10 protein-coding genes and 2 pseudogenes are annotated in these 16,181 nt (G+C 71.2%); 9 read left to right on the plus strand and 3 right to left on the minus strand.

Annotated elements, in window-relative coordinates; all coding sequences use genetic code 11:
• Both M878_RS74755 and M878_RS74760 read left to right on the plus strand, forming a co-directional pair.
• A partial coding sequence (locus M878_RS74755; protein WP_023549947.1) for an SUKH-4 family immunity protein occupies nt 1–572 on the plus strand: 572 nt, incomplete at its 5' end.
• A 358-nt stretch (nt 573–930) separates the two neighbouring features.
• Nucleotides 931–1,785, plus strand: a complete 855-nt coding sequence (locus tag M878_RS74760) for a hypothetical protein (RefSeq protein ID WP_023549948.1) — start codon at nt 931–933, stop codon at nt 1,783–1,785.
• A 193-nt stretch (nt 1,786–1,978) separates the two neighbouring features.
• Here the strand turns inward: M878_RS74760 and M878_RS74765 are convergent, their stop codons facing one another.
• From M878_RS74765 to M878_RS74775, 3 genes are all read right to left on the minus strand, one after another.
• Entirely contained in the window at nt 1,979–3,625 is a 1,647-nt protein-coding gene (locus M878_RS74765) for a sodium/solute symporter (RefSeq protein ID WP_023549949.1), read from the minus strand.
• Nucleotides 3,622–4,152, minus strand: a complete 531-nt coding sequence (locus tag M878_RS74770; protein WP_023549950.1) for a DUF485 domain-containing protein — start codon at nt 4,150–4,152, stop codon at nt 3,622–3,624. The genes M878_RS74765 and M878_RS74770 overlap by 4 nt, the downstream gene beginning before the upstream one ends.
• A 211-nt stretch (nt 4,153–4,363) precedes the next feature.
• Nucleotides 4,364–5,914: an MFS transporter gene (locus M878_RS74775; protein ID WP_023549951.1), complete on the minus strand. Its 1,551-nt coding sequence runs from the start codon at nt 5,912–5,914 to the stop codon at nt 4,364–4,366.
• 540 nt (nt 5,915–6,454) lie between these two features.
• Between M878_RS74775 and M878_RS74780 the strand changes: the two genes are divergently transcribed.
• From M878_RS74780 to M878_RS48825, 7 genes and pseudogenes are all read left to right on the plus strand, one after another.
• The gene (locus M878_RS74780; protein ID WP_425347910.1) at nt 6,455–7,294 is read left to right on the plus strand and encodes an ABC transporter ATP-binding protein; all 840 of its coding nucleotides are present in this window, start codon (nt 6,455–6,457) and stop codon (nt 7,292–7,294) included.
• Entirely contained in the window at nt 7,291–9,873 is a 2,583-nt protein-coding gene (locus tag M878_RS74785) for an ABC transporter permease (protein WP_023549953.1), read from the plus strand. Before M878_RS74780 ends, M878_RS74785 begins: the two co-directional genes overlap by 4 nt.
• 256 nt (nt 9,874–10,129) lie before the next feature.
• Nucleotides 10,130–13,663, plus strand: coding sequence for a transcription-repair coupling factor (mfd, locus tag M878_RS74790; protein WP_023549954.1), 3,534 nt, complete (start codon nt 10,130–10,132; stop codon nt 13,661–13,663).
• A gap of 30 nt (nt 13,664–13,693) precedes the next feature.
• Nucleotides 13,694–13,780: pseudogene (locus M878_RS000000100160) on the plus strand (hypothetical protein); the annotation flags it as partial.
• Nucleotides 13,781–14,006: 226 nt separating this feature from the next.
• The gene (locus M878_RS74795; RefSeq protein ID WP_023549955.1) at nt 14,007–14,723 is read left to right on the plus strand and encodes an HNH endonuclease family protein; all 717 of its coding nucleotides are present in this window, start codon (nt 14,007–14,009) and stop codon (nt 14,721–14,723) included.
• A gap of 89 nt (nt 14,724–14,812) precedes the next feature.
• Nucleotides 14,813–15,556 carry a GNAT family N-acetyltransferase gene (locus M878_RS74800; RefSeq protein WP_023549956.1) on the plus strand — a complete coding sequence of 248 codons (744 nt, stop codon included), beginning with the start codon at nt 14,813–14,815 and terminating at the stop codon, nt 15,554–15,556.
• A gap of 204 nt (nt 15,557–15,760) precedes the next feature.
• Nucleotides 15,761–16,181: pseudogene (locus tag M878_RS48825) on the plus strand (hypothetical protein); the annotation flags it as partial.

Consider the following 16,181-nt stretch of genomic DNA (forward strand, 5'->3'; position numbering starts at 1 on the left):
CGGTCCCGCCGGAGGGCATTGCGCAGGAACTGGCGGCGGCGTTCGGGCCGGGCATCTTCCGGTTCGACCAGCAGGCGGTGTCGCGGCAGGGGGTGCCGCCGATCGTGGCGCACACGCTGGTCGTGGCCGGGTTGCCGCTGGACATGGGGCCGTTCTTCTGGGCGCAGGCCCAGCCGGGCCGTCCGGTGCCGACGTTGGCGGAGCTGGCGGCCGAGCGTGGGGTGCAGCCGGCGTCGGACGCGGGCTCGTACCTCGTCATGGGCACCGACTTCGGCAGGGCGATCTGTGTGCAGTACGGGACGGCGAACATCGTGGCCGTGCCCGTCGAGGCAGGGCCGGGCGGGGCTCCGGTGCCGCCGCAGTTCGTGAACAGCGGGCTGCCGGAGTTCGCTCGCTGTCTGGCGTTGCTGGGCCGGATGTGGCGTCTGCGGTACGGGCTGAACCAGGAGCAGGCCGGCCGCTGGACAGTCGACTTCCAGGCGCAGCTGGCCGCGCTGGACCCGGCGGCGCTCGGCTCGCCGGAGAGCTGGTGGTCGGTGCTGCTGGAACAGATGTGGGACGGGCTGCTGTAGGCACACCGCCCGGATCGCGGCCCGTCGGGTCCTGCACGCACGCGTGGAGGACACGACGGGCCGGTGCCGTTTCCGGCGACTTCGCGGCGCGGGGGCGATGCGTCACGTCCTGCCTTCCCGGGCGGGCGGCGCCCGTTCGGGGTACGGCCATTGCCCTTGAGCAGGAAGGAGGGTGAGCGGCCCCCGCTTCACACCGATCGCGGAGTGCGGGATTTCGAGCATGTTGTGACTGCGGAGTGTCGCGTTATGAACACTTACGCCCGATCCATCAAGATATGCGCGAAATCGTCGTGTCGTGTATGTCCGGTGGAGAGGGGTTCCCAAGGTGAGCAGCGCATCGAGTTCGCCCCACGGCTTCATGACCGCCCGGGGGCGTGGCTACCGCCCCGATCAGGTCGACGCCACCCTGGAGGCGTTGTCGTACGACCGTGACGCCGCGTGGGAACGAGCCGCGCGGCTGACTGTGCTCGCCAAGGAAATGGAGGCGGAGGCCGAGCGGTTGCGCGAGGCCGTCGCCCAGCTCCCACCGCAGGCGTACGAGGCTCTCGGGGAGCGCGCGCAGGGCTTGTTCCAGCATGTGCTGGAGGAGGCGGCGGATCTCCGCGAGCGCACGCGGCGCGAAGCGGGCGAGCAGGTCGCGCAGGCCGAAGCACGCGCCGCCAGCACGCGCCGGGAGGCGCAGGAAGCGGCGGACGCGCTCCGCGCGGAAGCCGACGAATACGCCAGTCAGTTGCTCGCCGCCGCGCGCGCGGAAGCCGACGCCCTCCGCATCGGCGCCCGGCGCGAAGTGAAAGAAGGGCGCGGAGCGGCGCTCGGCTCGTTGCGCGAGGTACGGCAGCGCACCACCGGCATGCTCACCGACCAGTCCCGGGAGCACACCGAGCAGTGGGCCGAGGCCGAGCGCGAGGAAGCCGAGCGGATCGCCGCGATGGACGCCCGGCACGCCGAGCGGGCGAGCCTCGCCGAGGCCGCGCTGTCCGAGGCCAAGCGGGCCCTCACCGAGGCCGAGGAGTTCGCGCGCCGCAGCGAGGAGGAGGCACACGCGCGTGCCGCCGAAATCGTCGCCGACGCGCGTGTGCGCGAGGAACGTATCGCCGGGGAGACGGAACAGGTGCTGCGCGAGCACGGCGAGACCTGGGACGACGTGCAGGCACACATGGACCACGTCCGCAGCCGCCTGATCTCGCTGACGGGCAGAGCGGTCCTGGAATAGCCCCTCCGGCCACCTCGATCCAGCCACCCCGAGTGCCCCCGCGTGTGGGCACCTCCACGCCGCGCGCCCGTTCTCTCCTGCACGCCCCGCGCCCACACCCCTCCACGCTCCCCTCCCCCACGCCTTGCGCCGGCACGCTCCTGCACGCCCCGCGCCCGCGCGCTTCCGCACGTGCTGGCGCCCACACCCCCGCTCACCCTCCCTTCCGCACCGCCCCCGCCAGGATCCACCCCTCCACCGCCTCGTACTGGCGCCGCTGCTGTTCCGCCTTGGTGCGGCCAGAGGCGACCGTGCCGAGCCAGCCGAAGAAGAAGCCGGCGGGGATGGAGACGATGCCGGTGGTGGTGAAGGGGAACCAGTTGAAGTCGGCGTGCGGGAAGGCCGAGACGGGGGAGCCGGAGACCAGGTTGGTGCCCGGCATGAGCAGCAGCACGGTCAGCGAGCCCCCGATCAGGGTGCTCAGCAGCCCGCTGCGGGTGTAGCGGCGCCAGAAGAGCCCGTACACCAGGGCGGGGGCGATGGCCGAGGCGCCCAGGCAGAAGGAGAGCGTCACCAGCGGCTGCAGGCTGTGGTGCTGGACCAGTGTGGCCAGCAGGATCGTCGGTACCCCTATGGCGAGCGCCGAGACGCGGGCCAGCGCCATCTCGCGCCGGGCCGGCATCTCCTGCACGCGGGCGGCGAACACGTCGTGGGCGAGGGAGTTGGCGCAGGCGAGGATCATCCCGGCGACCGAGGCGAGCAGGGTCAGGAAGATCGCGGTCGTGACCATGGTGAACAGGAAGGTCTCCGCCGTGGACACGTCGGCGCCGAACGCCGCCCGCGAGCCCAGCAGATACGCGGTGTTGCCCTGCGGATCGGCACCGGCGATCACGGAACGGCCCACCAGAGCGGTGGCGCCGAACCCGACCACCGTGATGACGAGCACGAACAGGGCGACGATCGACACCGCCCAGGACATCGAACGACGCACCTGGCGGGCGCTGGAGGCGGTGTACATGCGCATGGTGATGTGCGGCAGGACGCCGCCGCCGAGCACCACCGTCAGTTCCGAGGCGATCATGTCGAGCCGGGACCGCGGCCCGGTGCCGAACTCCAGCCCGGAGTGCAGGAAGGCGGGCCCGGCGCCGCTCTGCCGCGCGGCGGCGGAGAACAGGGCGCCCGGGTCCCAGTCGAAGCGCTGCAGGATCAGCACGGCGACCACGGCGCCCGAACCGACCAGCATCACGATCTTCAGGATCTGGATGAGCGCGGTGCCCTTCATGCCGCCGATCGCCGCGTAGGCGATCATCAGGGCGCCCAGGCCCGCGACGCACGCGGTCTTCAGCGACGCGTTGGAGAAGCCCAGGATGAACGCCATCAGCTGCCCGGTTCCGGCGAGTTGGACCAGCATCAGCGGCAGCAGCGCGGCGATCGTGACCGCGCAGGCCGTGATGCGCACACAGCGGCCCGGCAGCCGGCGGGCGAGCGCGTCGCCCATCGTGAACCGGCCCGCGTTGCGCAGCGGTTCGGCCAGCAGGAACATCAGCAGCATCAGCGACAGCGCGGTACTGAGCGCGAGGACGACACCGTCGTAGCCGCACAGGGCGATCACTCCGCCGGTGCCGAGGACGGTGGCGGCGGAGATGTAGTCGCCGGCGATGGCGAGGCCGTTGCGCAGCGGGGACAGGGAGCTGTATCCGGTGTAGAACTCGTCGAGGTCGTCGTGGTCGGGGCCGGTCATCACGCACAGCAGCAGGGTGATCGTGGCGACGGTGGAGAAGGCGATCAGGGACATGGACTGGGCCGAGCCGCTGAAACCGGTGAAGCCTCCCACGGCCGGAGTGCCGGCGGCGCCGCTCATCGGGTCGCTCCTCGGCGTGCGTCCAGTTCGGCCACCTTGCGGATGCGGTCCGCGAGCGGATCGACGTGCCGGCGCGCGGTGAGCTCGTACAGGGCGATCGCGAGCCAGGTGACCGGGAGTTGGAGCAGGGCGAGCAGCAGGCCGGCGGGGATGCCGTCGGTGACCGTGCGCGTCATCACGCCGGGCGCGCTCGCGGACAGGACCAGGAACAGGGTGAAGTAGCCCAGCGCGGTGAGCGTGGCGGTGCGCCGCTGCCAGCGGTAGGCGCCGCGCAGCACGCGCAGGTCGCTGTGGTGGCCGAGGGGTTCGCGGGGCGGCCGGAGCTCCGTCCGGGGCGGCTGTGGGGGTGCGGGCTGCCAGGGGTAGGTGAGGCGAGAGGGGTGCGGTGGGCCGACGGCGGGGCGGGGGGCTGGGCCGTAGGGCGGGCGCGAGGCGTCGTAGGGCGGACTGGGTGAGTCGAAGGGGCGGGGTGGGTCGTAGCACGGATGGGGCGGGTCGTACGACGGGTGCGGCGGGTCGTAGGACATCCCGGGGCTCCTTGCGTGGCTCGGGTCCGTGGCGGTGGACCGCAGGGAGGTGGGGTGGGGATTGGAGCCACGCACGTTACTCGCGGGTTCCGGGCCGCGTGGCGTTTTCACCGAACTGGCCGGTCGGTATGCGCTTACTACGCAAAAACGCTGTCCGACCTGGGGTGTTACCCGCGTTAACCAGGACGGCCCGGCACCGGTCGCGGCTGCCTCACTCCTGCCGCACCGGGAACCGTCGTGGTGCCACCAGCAGCAGCACCAGGAAGGCCAGTGCCGCCGCGCCCGCCGCGCCGAGATACACCGCGTGCACGGCGTCGGCGATGGCCCGCCGGGTCGCCTCCGGGGCCGTACCGGCGTCCAACGCGCGCGTGACGGAGTCCAGATCGCCCGCCCCGCCCAGGTGTGCGGCCAGCACCCCGTTGGCGACGGCGCCGAACAGCGACGCGCCCACGGTCTGTCCGGTCTGCCGGCAGAACAGCACGGACGCAGTCGTGGTGCCCCGCTCCGACCAGCCCACCGTCGACTGCACCCCGACGATCAGCGGCAGCTGGAACAGCCCGAGCGCGCCGCCGAGGAGCAGCATCAGCAGTGTCGGCTGCCACCATGAGCCGGGGTACGGCAGGAACGGGAACGCGCACAGGATCAGGGTGGCCAGGCCGATGCCGAGCAGCGCGGTGTCCCGGAAGCCGATGCGCCGGTAGATGTGCTGGCTGAACGCGGCCGACACCGGCCAGCTGAGTGTCCACACCGACAGCACGAAACCGGCGGCCACGGGAGCGAGTCCGAGCACCGACTGCGCGTACGTCGGCAGGAACACGCTCGGCGCCACCATCAGCAGTCCCAGCGCGCCGAGCGCCAGATTGACGGCCGCGATCGTCCGGCGCCGCCACACCCACCCGGGGATGATCGGCTGCGCCGCCCGCCGCTCCACCACGACCACCACACCGGCGAGCGCCAGACCGGTGCCGAAGAGCGTCAGCGAGGGCGCCGACAGCCACGGCCAGGCGACCCCGCCCTGCACCAGCGCGGTCAGCAGCACCCCGCCGCACGCGAACACCGCGAGCGCCCCGGCCCAGTCCACACGCGCGCGTGCCGTGCTTTCCGCGCCCCCCGTCTTCTCCGCCTTGCCCGTTTCCTGTGTCTCCTGTGTCTTCTCCCGCTCGGGCTCGTGCAGATGACGGACGATCAGCCACAGTGCGGCGGCGCCGATCGGCAGGTTGATCAGGAAGATCCAGCGCCAGTCGGCGTACGCGGCCAGTACCCCGCCGAGTCCCGGCCCGGCCACCGCCGACACCGCCCACACGGTGGACAGCTTGGACTGGATCTTCGGGCGCTCCGCCAGCGGATACAGATCGGCGGCCAGCGTCTGCACGGTGCCCTGCAACGCCCCGCCGCCCAGGCCCTGCACGATCCGGAACGCGATCAGCGCCGCCATGTTCCAGGCCCCCGCGCACAGCAGCGAGCCCAGCAGGAACACGGCCGCGCCCGTCACCAGCACCGGCTTGCGGCCGAAGGTGTCGGACAGCTTGCCGTAGACGGGGAGCGTGACGGTCACGGCCAGCAGATAGCCGGAGAAGAGCCAGGAGAAGACCGAGAAGCCGCCGAGGTCGCCGACGATCTGCGGTACGGCCGTGGAGACGACGGTGGAGTCCAGCGCGGCCAGTGCCATCGCCAGCATCAGCGCGGCGACCACCGCGCCCCGCCGCCGGGTGTCCTCTCGCCCGGCCGTGCCGCCGCGTATCGCGGGTGTCGTGCTTCCCACCCCGAACCCCTCCCCGTGACTCCCTGGCTCCCTGACCCCCGGCAGGACCCTGCCCCGTGTCCCTTGCATCTATCTCCGGTACGACAGCTTGCCACGCGCCCGTGAGCTTGGCCCGCCCGTCGCCCGACCACCGCCCCTCAACGGCGCGCTTCGCGCGGCACCTTCTGGATTGCGACCGGAGGGTGGACGCTTTCCGGGCCGAAGGGTGGAGACGACCCCGAGAAAGGCTCCGCCCCGGGGTGGAGCACCCCTAGGGGTCCCTCCGTACTACGGCTCGGGGAGGGTTCGTTCCGGCGGAGGACGAGCGGGACCGGGTCCGCTCCTTAATCTGGCTTTACGCCGCTGGGGGGGCGGCCGACCGCACCGGCGGGGTGGGGTTTTCCCCCGGGAAAGAGGGGGCTTCGCACCAGCGCGCGAGGACCCCGCCGGCCGCGAGACTCAACGACGTACTCAGGACGACACCCCGACACCCGACACCGGCACCCCGGCACACACCGGGGCGCCACTCATCGACTTGTCAACCGACATAGGAGACATACCGTGACATCGGCTGTGACCATTCCCGGGCACGGGGGCGATTCAGAAGGTGTGGCGCGAAGCGCCTCGATGAGGGGCGGTGGCCGGGCGGCGGGAGGGAGTACGGCCGTTGCCGCGCGGGCGCGGCAGCTCGTGAAGGCGTACGGGTCCGGCGAGACCCGTGTCGTCGCCCTCGATCACGTGGACGTGGACATCGCACGCGGTCAGTTCACCGCGATCATGGGGCCCTCGGGGTCCGGCAAGTCCACGCTCATGCACTGCCTCGCCGGGCTCGACACCGTGACCAGCGGTCAGATCTACCTGGACGAGACCGAGATCACCGGCCTGAAGGACAGGAAACTCACGCAGCTGCGCCGGGACCGGATCGGCTTCATCTTCCAGGCGTTCAACCTGCTGCCGACGCTGAACGCGCTCGAGAACATCACGCTGCCCATGGACATAGCGGGCCGAAAGCCGGACAAGGCCTGGCTGGACCGTGTCGTGGAGACCGTCGGCCTCGCAGGCCGGCTCAAGCACCGGCCGACCCAGCTCTCCGGCGGCCAGCAGCAGCGCGTCGCCGTGGCCCGGGCCCTCGCCGCCCGCCCGGAGATCATCTTCGGGGACGAGCCGACCGGGAACCTCGACTCGCGCGCGGGCGCCGAAGTCCTCGGCTTCCTGCGCCGCTCGGTCGACGAACTCGGCCAGACCATCGTGATGGTCACGCACGACCCCGTGGCCGCCTCCTACGCCGACCGCGTGCTCTACCTCGCCGACGGCCGGATCGTCGACGAGATGTACCAGCCGACGGCCGATCAGGTCCTGGACCGCATGAAGGACTTCGACGCCCGGGGGCGTACGTCATGACCGTCCTGAAGACCTCGATGCGCAACTTCTTCGCGCACAAGGGCCGGATGGCGCTGTCGGCGGTCGCGGTGCTGCTGTCGGTGGCGTTCGTGTGCGGCACGCTGGTGTTCACCGACACCATGAACACCACCTTCGACAAGCTGTTCCAGGCCACCGCCTCGGACGTGACGGTCAGCGCGAAGGGCTCCTCCGACACCGGCGAGACGACCTCCCGCACCGGCAGGCCGCCGGTCCTGCCGGCCTCCGTGGTCGACGCGACCCGCAAGGCCCAGGGTGTGCGGAAGGCCGAGGGCACCGTCTTCTCCACCTCGGTCACCGTGATCGACGCCAAGAAGGACAAGCTGTCGCCCAGCAGCGGCGCCCCGACCATCGTGGGCAGCTGGAACGGCAACGACGCCCGCACCATGGAGATCACCAAGGGTGCGGCGCCCCAGGGCCCGGACCAGGTCATGGTCGACGAGGACACCGCCGACAAGCACCACCTCAAGATCGGCTCCGACATCGGCATGATCTCGGTCGTCGGCACGCACCACGCGCGCGTGTCCGGCATCGCCGCCTTCAAGGTCACCAACCCGGGCGCGGCCATCTTCTACCTGGACACGAAGACCGCCCAGCAGACCCTGGTCGGCCGGACCGGCGTCTACACCGACGTCAACGTCACCGCCGCCCAGGGCGTGACGAACGACCAGCTGAAGAAGAACGTCACGGCCGCCCTCGGCCACGGCTACAAGGTGCAGACCGCCAAGGAGGTCGCCGATGCCAACCAGAAGAGCATCAAGAGCTTCCTGAACGTCATGAAGTACGCGATGCTCGGCTTCGCCGGGATCGCCTTCCTCGTCGGCATCTTCCTGATCATCAACACCTTCTCCATGCTGGTCGCCCAGCGCACCCGCGAGATCGGCCTGATGCGAGCCATCGGCTCCTCCCGCAAACAGGTCAACCGCTCTGTGCTGGCCGAGGCGCTGCTGCTCGGCGTGATCGGCTCCGTGCTCGGCGTCGGCGCGGGCGTCGGCATCGCGGTCGGCCTGATGAAGCTCATGGGCAAGATGGGCATGCACCTGTCCACCGACGACCTGACCATCGCCTGGACGACCCCCACCGTCGGCCTGCTCCTCGGTGTCGTGGTCACCGTCCTGGCCGCCTACCTGCCCGCCCGGCGCGCCGGCAAGGTCTCCCCGATGGCCGCCCTGCGCGACGCGGGCGCCCCGGCCGACGCCAAGGCCGGCGTCGTCCGGGCCGTGATCGGCCTGCTCCTCACCGGCGCCGGCGGCCTCAGCCTGTACGTCGCCGCCACCGCCGACAAGGCCAAGGCCGGCTCGGGCTGGCTGGGCCTCGGCGTGGTGGCCACGCTGATCGGCTTCATCGTCATCGGCCCGCTGCTAGCCGGCGGCCTGGTCCGCGTCCTCGGCGCGCTCATCCTGCGGATCTTCGGTCCGGTCGGCCGCATGGCCGAGCGCAACGCGCTGCGCAACCCGCGCCGCACCGGCGCCACCGGCGCGGCCCTGATGATCGGCCTCGCCCTGGTGGCCTGCCTGTCGGTGGTCGGCTCCTCCATGGTGGCCTCGGCCACCGACCAGCTCGACAAGACCGTCGGCACGGACTTCATCGTCCAGCCGGACAACCAGCAGCTGGTCACCCCCCAGGCGGTCAAGCTCATCAAGGGCACCCCGGGGCTCGCACGGGTCACCGAGTACCGGCCGGCCCAGGCCGACTTCACCACCCCGGACGGTCAGACCCTCAAGGACACGGACATCACGGCCGCCGACCCGACGTACGCGACCGACCTGCGCAAGAAGACCGTCGCCGGGAACCTCGAGGACGCCTACCTGCCCGACTCGATGTCCGTCCACGAGAAGTTCGCCAAGGCTCACGGCATCCACCTCGGCTCGAAGATCACCGTCGCCTTCAAGGACGGCAGCACCGCCCGTCTGACGGTCCGGGCGATCACCAGCAGCGACGACGTGATCGACCAGGGCGCCACGTACACGTCGATCGCCACGCTCGCCAAGTACGTGCCCGTCGGCAAGATGCCACTGGACGAGATGGTCTTCGCCACCGCCAAGGACGGACAGCAGGCCGCCGCCTACAAGGCACTGAAGGCGGCCCTGCACGACGGCTACCCGCAGCTGACCGTGCGCGACCAGACCGACTACAAGAAGGCGCTGAAGGACCAGATCGGCCAGCTGCTGAACATGATCTACGGCCTGTTGGCCCTCGCGATCATCGTCGCGGTCCTGGGTGTCGTGAACACCCTGGCCCTGTCGGTGGTCGAGCGGACCCGGGAGATCGGCCTCATGCGGGCCATCGGCCTCTCCCGCCGCCAGCTGCGCCGCATGATCCGCCTGGAGTCCGTGGTGATCGCCCTCTTCGGGGCCCTGCTCGGCCTCGGCCTCGGCATGGGCTGGGGCGCGACCGCCCAGAAGCTCCTCGCACTGCAGGGCCTGAAGGTCCTGGACATCCCCTGGCCGACGATCATCACGGTCTTCATCGCCTCGGCCTTCGTGGGCCTGCTCGCCGCACTGATCCCGGCGTTCCGGGCGGGCCGGATGAACGTCCTGAACGCCATCGCGACGGACTAGCCGCGCAGGCTGGGCCGACGACCACCGCACAGGGGGTGCACGGCCGACGACCACCGCATACGGGGGTTGCGGGGGAAAACCCGGTGCCGGGGAGTCTTGGGCGACTTCCCGGCACCGGGCTTTGCCGTCAACGGCAAACAGGGGTTATCCACAGCCCCCGACGGCAACGCCGCCGGCGTCGTACGCTGGACAGCCCCGGCCCGTCACACGAGTCGGGCCCTTCGTGTTGCCGACACCCTGGACGGAAAAGCCCTCCATGAGCCTGCACGGTCTGCTCGACGCCGTCGTCAAGGACCCCGCCCTCGCGGAAGCGATCACGGCGGCCGCGGACGGCAACCGCATGCACGTCGACCTCGTCGGCCCCCCGGCGGCCCGCCCCTTCGCGGTCGCCGCCCTCGCCCGCGAGGCAGGCCGCCCGGTGCTCGCGGTCACGGCGACGGGCCGCGAGGCCGAGGACCTGGCCGCCGCCCTGCGCTCCCTGCTGCCCGCCGAGGGCGTCGTGGAGTACCCCTCCTGGGAGACCCTCCCGCACGAGCGGCTCAGCCCGCGCAGCGACACCGTCGGCCGCCGCCTCGCCGTCCTGCGCCGCCTCGCCCACCCCAGCCCCGACGACCCCGAGACCGGCCCGGTCTCCGTCGTCGTGGCGCCCGTGCGTTCCGTGCTGCAGCCGCAGGTCAAGGGCCTCGGCGACCTGGAACCGGTGTCCCTGAGGACCGGCCGGACCGCCGATCTGAACGACGTGGTGGAGGCCCTCGCGGCCGCCGCCTACGCGCGCGTGGAACTGGTCGAGAAGCGCGGCGAGTTCGCCGTGCGCGGCGGCATCCTGGACGTCTTCCCGCCCACCGAGGAACACCCCCTGCGCGTGGAGTTCTGGGGCGACGACGTCGAGGAGATCCGCTACTTCAAGGTCGCCGACCAGCGCTCCCTCGAAGTGGCCGAGCACGGCCTGTGGGCGCCGCCGTGCCGCGAGCTGCTGCTCACCGCTGACGTACGGGCACGCGCGCGTGCCCTCGCCGAGGAGCACCCGGAGCTGGGCGAACTCCTGAACAAGATCGCCGAGGGCATCGCGGTCGAAGGCATGGAGTCCCTCGCCCCTGTCCTGGTCGACGACATGGAGCTGCTCCTCGACGTCCTCCCCAAGGGCGCGATGGCCGTCGTCTGCGACCCGGAGCGCGTCCGCACGCGTGCCGCCGATCTCGTGGCCACCTCCCAGGAGTTCCTGCAGGCCTCCTGGGCGGCCACCGCAGGCGGAGGCGAGGCCCCGATCGACGTCGGCGCGGCGTCGCTGTGGTCCATCGCGGACGTCCGGGACCGGGCGCGCGAGCTGGACATGATGTGGTGGTCGGTGTCGCCGTTCGCGGCCGACGAGACCCTGGACGCCGACACCCTCAAGCTCGGCATGCACGCGCCCGAGACCTACCGAGGCGACACCGCGCGGGCCCTCGCCGACACCAAGGGCTGGCTCGCCGACGGCTGGCGCACGGTGTTCGTCACCGAGGGCCACGGCCCGGCCGCCCGCACGGCGGAGGTGCTCGGCGGCGAGGGCATCGCCGCCCGCCTCGACGCCGACCTCGGCGAGCTGAGCCCCTCGGTGGTGCACGTCTCCTGCGGCTCGATCGAGTACGGCCTCGTCGACCCGGCGCTCAAGCTCGCCGTGCTCACCGAGACCGACCTGTCCGGCCAGCGCGCGACCGGCCGCGAGGGCGCCCGGATGCCGGCCCGCCGCCGCAAGACCATCGACCCGCTCACCCTGGAGGCGGGCGACTACATCGTCCACGAACAGCACGGCGTCGGCCGATACATCGAGATGGTGCAGCGCACCGTCCAGGGCGCCACGCGCGAGTACCTGGTGGTCGAGTACGCGCCCGCCAAGCGCGGCCAGCCCGGCGACCGGCTGTACATCCCGACCGACCAGCTGGAGCAGATCACCAAGTACGTCGGTGGCGAGGCCCCCACCCTGCACCGGCTCGGCGGCGCCGACTGGACGAAGACCAAGGCCCGCGCGAAGAAGGCCGTCAAGGAGATCGCCGCCGATCTGATCAAGCTGTACAGCGCGCGCATGGCCGCCCCCGGCCACGCCTTCGGCACCGACACGCCCTGGCAGCGCGAGCTGGAGGACGCCTTCCCCTACGCCGAGACCCCGGACCAGCTCACCACCATCGCCGAGGTCAAGGACGACATGGAGAAGTCGGTCCCCATGGACCGCCTGGTCTGCGGCGACGTCGGCTACGGCAAGACCGAGATCGCGGTGCGGGCCGCCTTCAAGGCCGTACAGGACGGCAAACAGGTCGCCGTCCTCGTACCGACGACCCTGCTGGTGCAGCAGCACTTCGGGACGTTCTCCGAGCGGTACGCGCAGTTCCCGGTGAGCGTGAGGGCGCTCTCCCGCTTCCAGACCGACACCGAGGCCAAGGCCGTCCTGGAGGGCCTGAAGGAAGGCGCGGTGGACGTCGTCATCGGCACCCACCGCCTGTTCTCCTCCGAGACCAGGTTCAAGGACCTGGGCCTGGTCATCGTCGACGAGGAGCAGCGCTTCGGTGTCGAGCACAAGGAGCAGCTGAAGAAGCTCCGCGCCAACGTCGACGTGCTGACCATGTCCGCGACCCCGATCCCGCGCACCCTGGAGATGGCGGTCACCGGCATCCGTGAGATGTCCACGATCACCACGCCCCCGGAGGAGCGCCACCCGGTGCTCACCTTCGTCGGGCCGTACGAGGAGAAGCAGATCGGCGCGGCCATCCGCCGCGAACTGCTGCGCGAGGGCCAGGTCTTCTACATCCACAACCGCGTCGAGTCGATCGACAGAGCCGCGGCCCGGCTGCGTGAGATCGTCCCCGAGGCGCGCATCGCCACGGCTCACGGCCAGATGTCGGAATCGACGCTGGAGCAGGTGGTCGTCGACTTCTGGGAGAAGAAGTTCGACGTCCTCGTCTCGACCACGATCGTCGAGTCCGGCATCGACATCTCCAACGCCAACACGCTGATCGTGGAGCGCGGCGACACCTTCGGCCTGTCCCAGCTGCACCAGCTGCGCGGCCGGGTCGGCCGGAGCCGCGAGCGCGGCTACGCCTACTTCCTGTACCCGCCGGAGAAGCCGCTGACCGAGACCGCGCACGAACGGCTCGCCACCATCGCCCAGCACACCGAGATGGGCGCGGGCATGTACGTGGCGATGAAGGACCTGGAGATCCGCGGCGCCGGAAACCTGCTAGGCGGCGAGCAGTCCGGGCACATCGCGGGCGTCGGCTTCGACCTGTACATCCGGATGGTCGGCGAGGCCGTCGCCGATTACCGGCGACAGCTGGAGACCGGCGAGATCGAGGAGGAGCCGCCGCTCGAGGTCAAGATCGAGCTGCCCGTCGACGCCCACGTCCCGCACGACTACGCCCCCGGCGAGCGGCTGCGCCTGCAGGCCTACCGGGCCATCGCCTCCGCCAACAGCGAGGAGGACATCAAGGCCGTCCGCGAGGAACTCACCGACCGCTACGGCAAGTTGCCGGAGCCGGTGGAGAACCTGCTGCTGGTGGCCGGTCTGCGGATGCTCGCGCGCGCGTGCGGCGTCGGCGAGATCGTCCTGCAGGGCACCAACATCCGCTTCGCACCGGTGGAGTTGCGCGAGTCGCAGGAACTGCGCGTCAAGCGGCTCTACCCGGGCACGGTCATCAAGCCGGCCGTGCACCAGGTGCTGGTCCCGCGCCCGAAGACCGCGAAGGTCGGCGGCAAGCCGCTGGTCGGCCGCGAACTGCTGGGCTGGGTCGGCGAGTTCCTCGCCTCCGTCCTGGGGTCGTAGCAGCCGTAAGGGGGCAAGAGGACCGGTGAGCCGGCGGCGGCGACCGGTGTGTCGCCGTGTGCCCTGCGTCACTATGAACAGGAGGGCCTGGTCACTTCCGAAGGGGCTTGCCCCTGACGCCAACGTCAGGGGCAAGCGCCACGGCGGCCCGTTGTGAGCGGGCTCACGCGCGTGCCGGCCGTGCTCCCCCCGCGGGGTGCCGCATGCCCCAACTCGACGGCCCTCTGCCTGAAAAATCCGCTTTGGTCCTCATCTGCAGTCGGGCTCGGGGCAGTTAACGTAAAGGACGGAACGATTCCGCCTGCGTCCGAGGGCGGACCGGGGTGAGTGAGGGGGACGCACCGTGACGCGTCTGAGGGGCGGGGCGGTCGCCGCCGTGGTCGTGCTGGTCGCCGTGGCCGGCTGTACCAAGGACAAGCCCAAGGGGGTTTCCGGGCCCGCGCAGAGCGGCGGCAGCGGCGCGGTACTGGCCGCGGTCGACTCACTGTCCGTCAAGGGCCGGGCGCCGAAGACCGGTTACTCGCGGGAACTGTTCGGCACCGCCTGGGCGGACACCGACTCCAACTCCTGCGACACCCGCGACGACATACTCAAACGCGACCTGAAGGACGTGAAGTTCACCGGTGGTCACTGCCGGGTCTCCTACGGCCTGCTCGCACCCGACCCCTACTCCGGCAAGGAGATCACCTACCGGCGCGGCGCCAGCCAGGTCGACATCGACCATGTCGTCCCGCTCTCCGACGCCTGGCAGAAGGGCGCCGAGTACTGGGATGCGAGCAAGCGCATAGCCCTGGCCAACGACCCCCTGAACCTCATCGCGGTCGATGCGAGCACCAACCGGGGCAAGGGAGACGGCGACGCGGCCACCTGGCTGCCGCCCAACGGCCAGTACCGCTGCGTCTATGTGGCCACCCAGGTCGCCGTCAAGAAGAAGTACGGCCTGTGGGTCACCGCTGCCGAGAAGGCCGCCATGAAGAAGGTCCTCGCCGGCTGCCCCGACCAGAAACTCCCCACCGGCGGCAACCCGACGAAGGCACCGGAGCGTTTCCGCGCCCGCTGATCCGGGCGTTTCCGCACACCGCCGGGCCGCCCCGCCGACCGGCGGAAATCCGGTACCGGAGCCGGTGCGCGCCGCCTACCGTGAACGTCATGGACGTCAGGGTGAGCAGCATCGCCGAGCGGCCCGACCGGCTGCCGGCGCTGTTCGAGATGGCCGACACATGGCCCGAGTTCGTGACCAACGACCCCGTGGGCAACGCGCACTACGGCCGCATCCCCACCGAACTGCCCGAATACGCGCTGTTCGCCGAGGACGAGCACGGCGAGATCGTCGCCCACGCCTTCAGCGTGCCCTTCGCCCTCGACGTCGACGGCCGGCGCGCCCTGCCCGCCCGCGGCTGGGACCAGATCCTGCTCTGGGCCTTCGCCGATCTGCGCCGCGGCACCCGCCCCGACACCGTGAGCGCCATCTCCGTCACCATCGCCCCGCACGCCCAGGGTCATGGCCTGGCCGCCGTCATGCTCTCGGCGATGCGCGCGGGCGCCCGCGCTCACGGCTTCCGCGAGGTCGTCGCCCCCGTCCGCCCCAGCGCCAAGCACCGCGAACCGCACACCCCGATCACCGAGTACGCCCACCGGGTCCGCTCCGACGGCCTGCCCGAGGATCCGTGGCTGCGCGTCCACGCCCGCGCCGGCGCCCGCATCGACTCCATCGCCCCGGCCTCCATGACCGTGGGCGCCTCGCTGGAGGAGTGGCGCCGCTGGACGGGGCTGCCGTTCGACACCACCGAGGACGTCGAGGTGCCCGGCGCACTGGTACCGGTCCACTGCGAACCGGAGCGCGGATACGCCGTCTACGTCGAGCCCAACGTGTGGATGCGGCACCCGCTGTGACCGGCTGAGCGACGTGCGACGCAGGGGGCCGGGAGACGGCCCGTCCCTGCGGTCGCGCGCGTGGGCCGGGCAACGGTTCGGTACAACCGGGACGCTTGTCCGTGCCGGGTCATATGCTCGAAGCGACAATCGCACGACCGGCGTCGTCCGCCCTCCGGAGCGCCGGGCGCACACGCACGCCCACATCAGGCATCAGGAGCAGCCATGCAAGGCCACGGCTACGGACAGCCGGTGAAGCAGCCGCCGCACACCGCGTGGCTGGTTCTGCTGCGTGTGCTGTTCGTGGCGATCGGGTTGTTCAGCATCGGCTTCCTGGCCTGGGCGATGATGCTGCGGCTGGCGGCCGTCACCCGCCGGTCGCTGGACTGGGGCCTGTTCATCGCCGTGCTGGCAGCCGACATCCTCAGCATCATGTTGCTGGCGATGGAGCCGGGCGACGAGATCCGCACAGCGGCCGGCAACTTCGCCATGTTCCTGCTGCTCGGCACGCTGGTGGCCACGATCGCGTACTACCTTGCCGCGGACATCCGGCACTTCATGCAGCGCGAGCAGGCGTACGCGGCGCAGCGGACGGCACAGGCCGTGTACGCCTATACCGGCCCGGCGAGCCCGTACACCACGGCGA

Origin of the sequence: Streptomyces roseochromogenus subsp. oscitans DS 12.976 (assembly GCF_000497445.1) — a bacterium.
Lineage (GTDB): Bacteria > Actinomycetota > Actinomycetes > Streptomycetales > Streptomycetaceae > Streptomyces > Streptomyces oscitans.

Excerpts from the sequence above, each read along its gene's own strand:
- M878_RS74760 (WP_023549948.1), top strand. The coding sequence starts at position 931 with ATGACCGCCCGGGGGCGTGGCTACCGCCCCGATCAGGTCGACGCCACC.
- M878_RS74765 (WP_023549949.1), bottom strand. The coding sequence starts at position 3,625 with ATGAGCGGCGCCGCCGGCACTCCGGCCGTGGGAGGCTTCACCGGTTTC.
- M878_RS74770 (WP_023549950.1), bottom strand. The coding sequence starts at position 4,152 with ATGTCCTACGACCCGCCGCACCCGTCGTACGACCCGCCCCATCCGTGC.
- M878_RS74785 (WP_023549953.1), top strand. The coding sequence starts at position 7,291 with ATGACCGTCCTGAAGACCTCGATGCGCAACTTCTTCGCGCACAAGGGC.
- mfd (WP_023549954.1), top strand. The coding sequence starts at position 10,130 with ATGAGCCTGCACGGTCTGCTCGACGCCGTCGTCAAGGACCCCGCCCTC.
- M878_RS74800 (WP_023549956.1), top strand. The coding sequence starts at position 14,813 with ATGGACGTCAGGGTGAGCAGCATCGCCGAGCGGCCCGACCGGCTGCCG.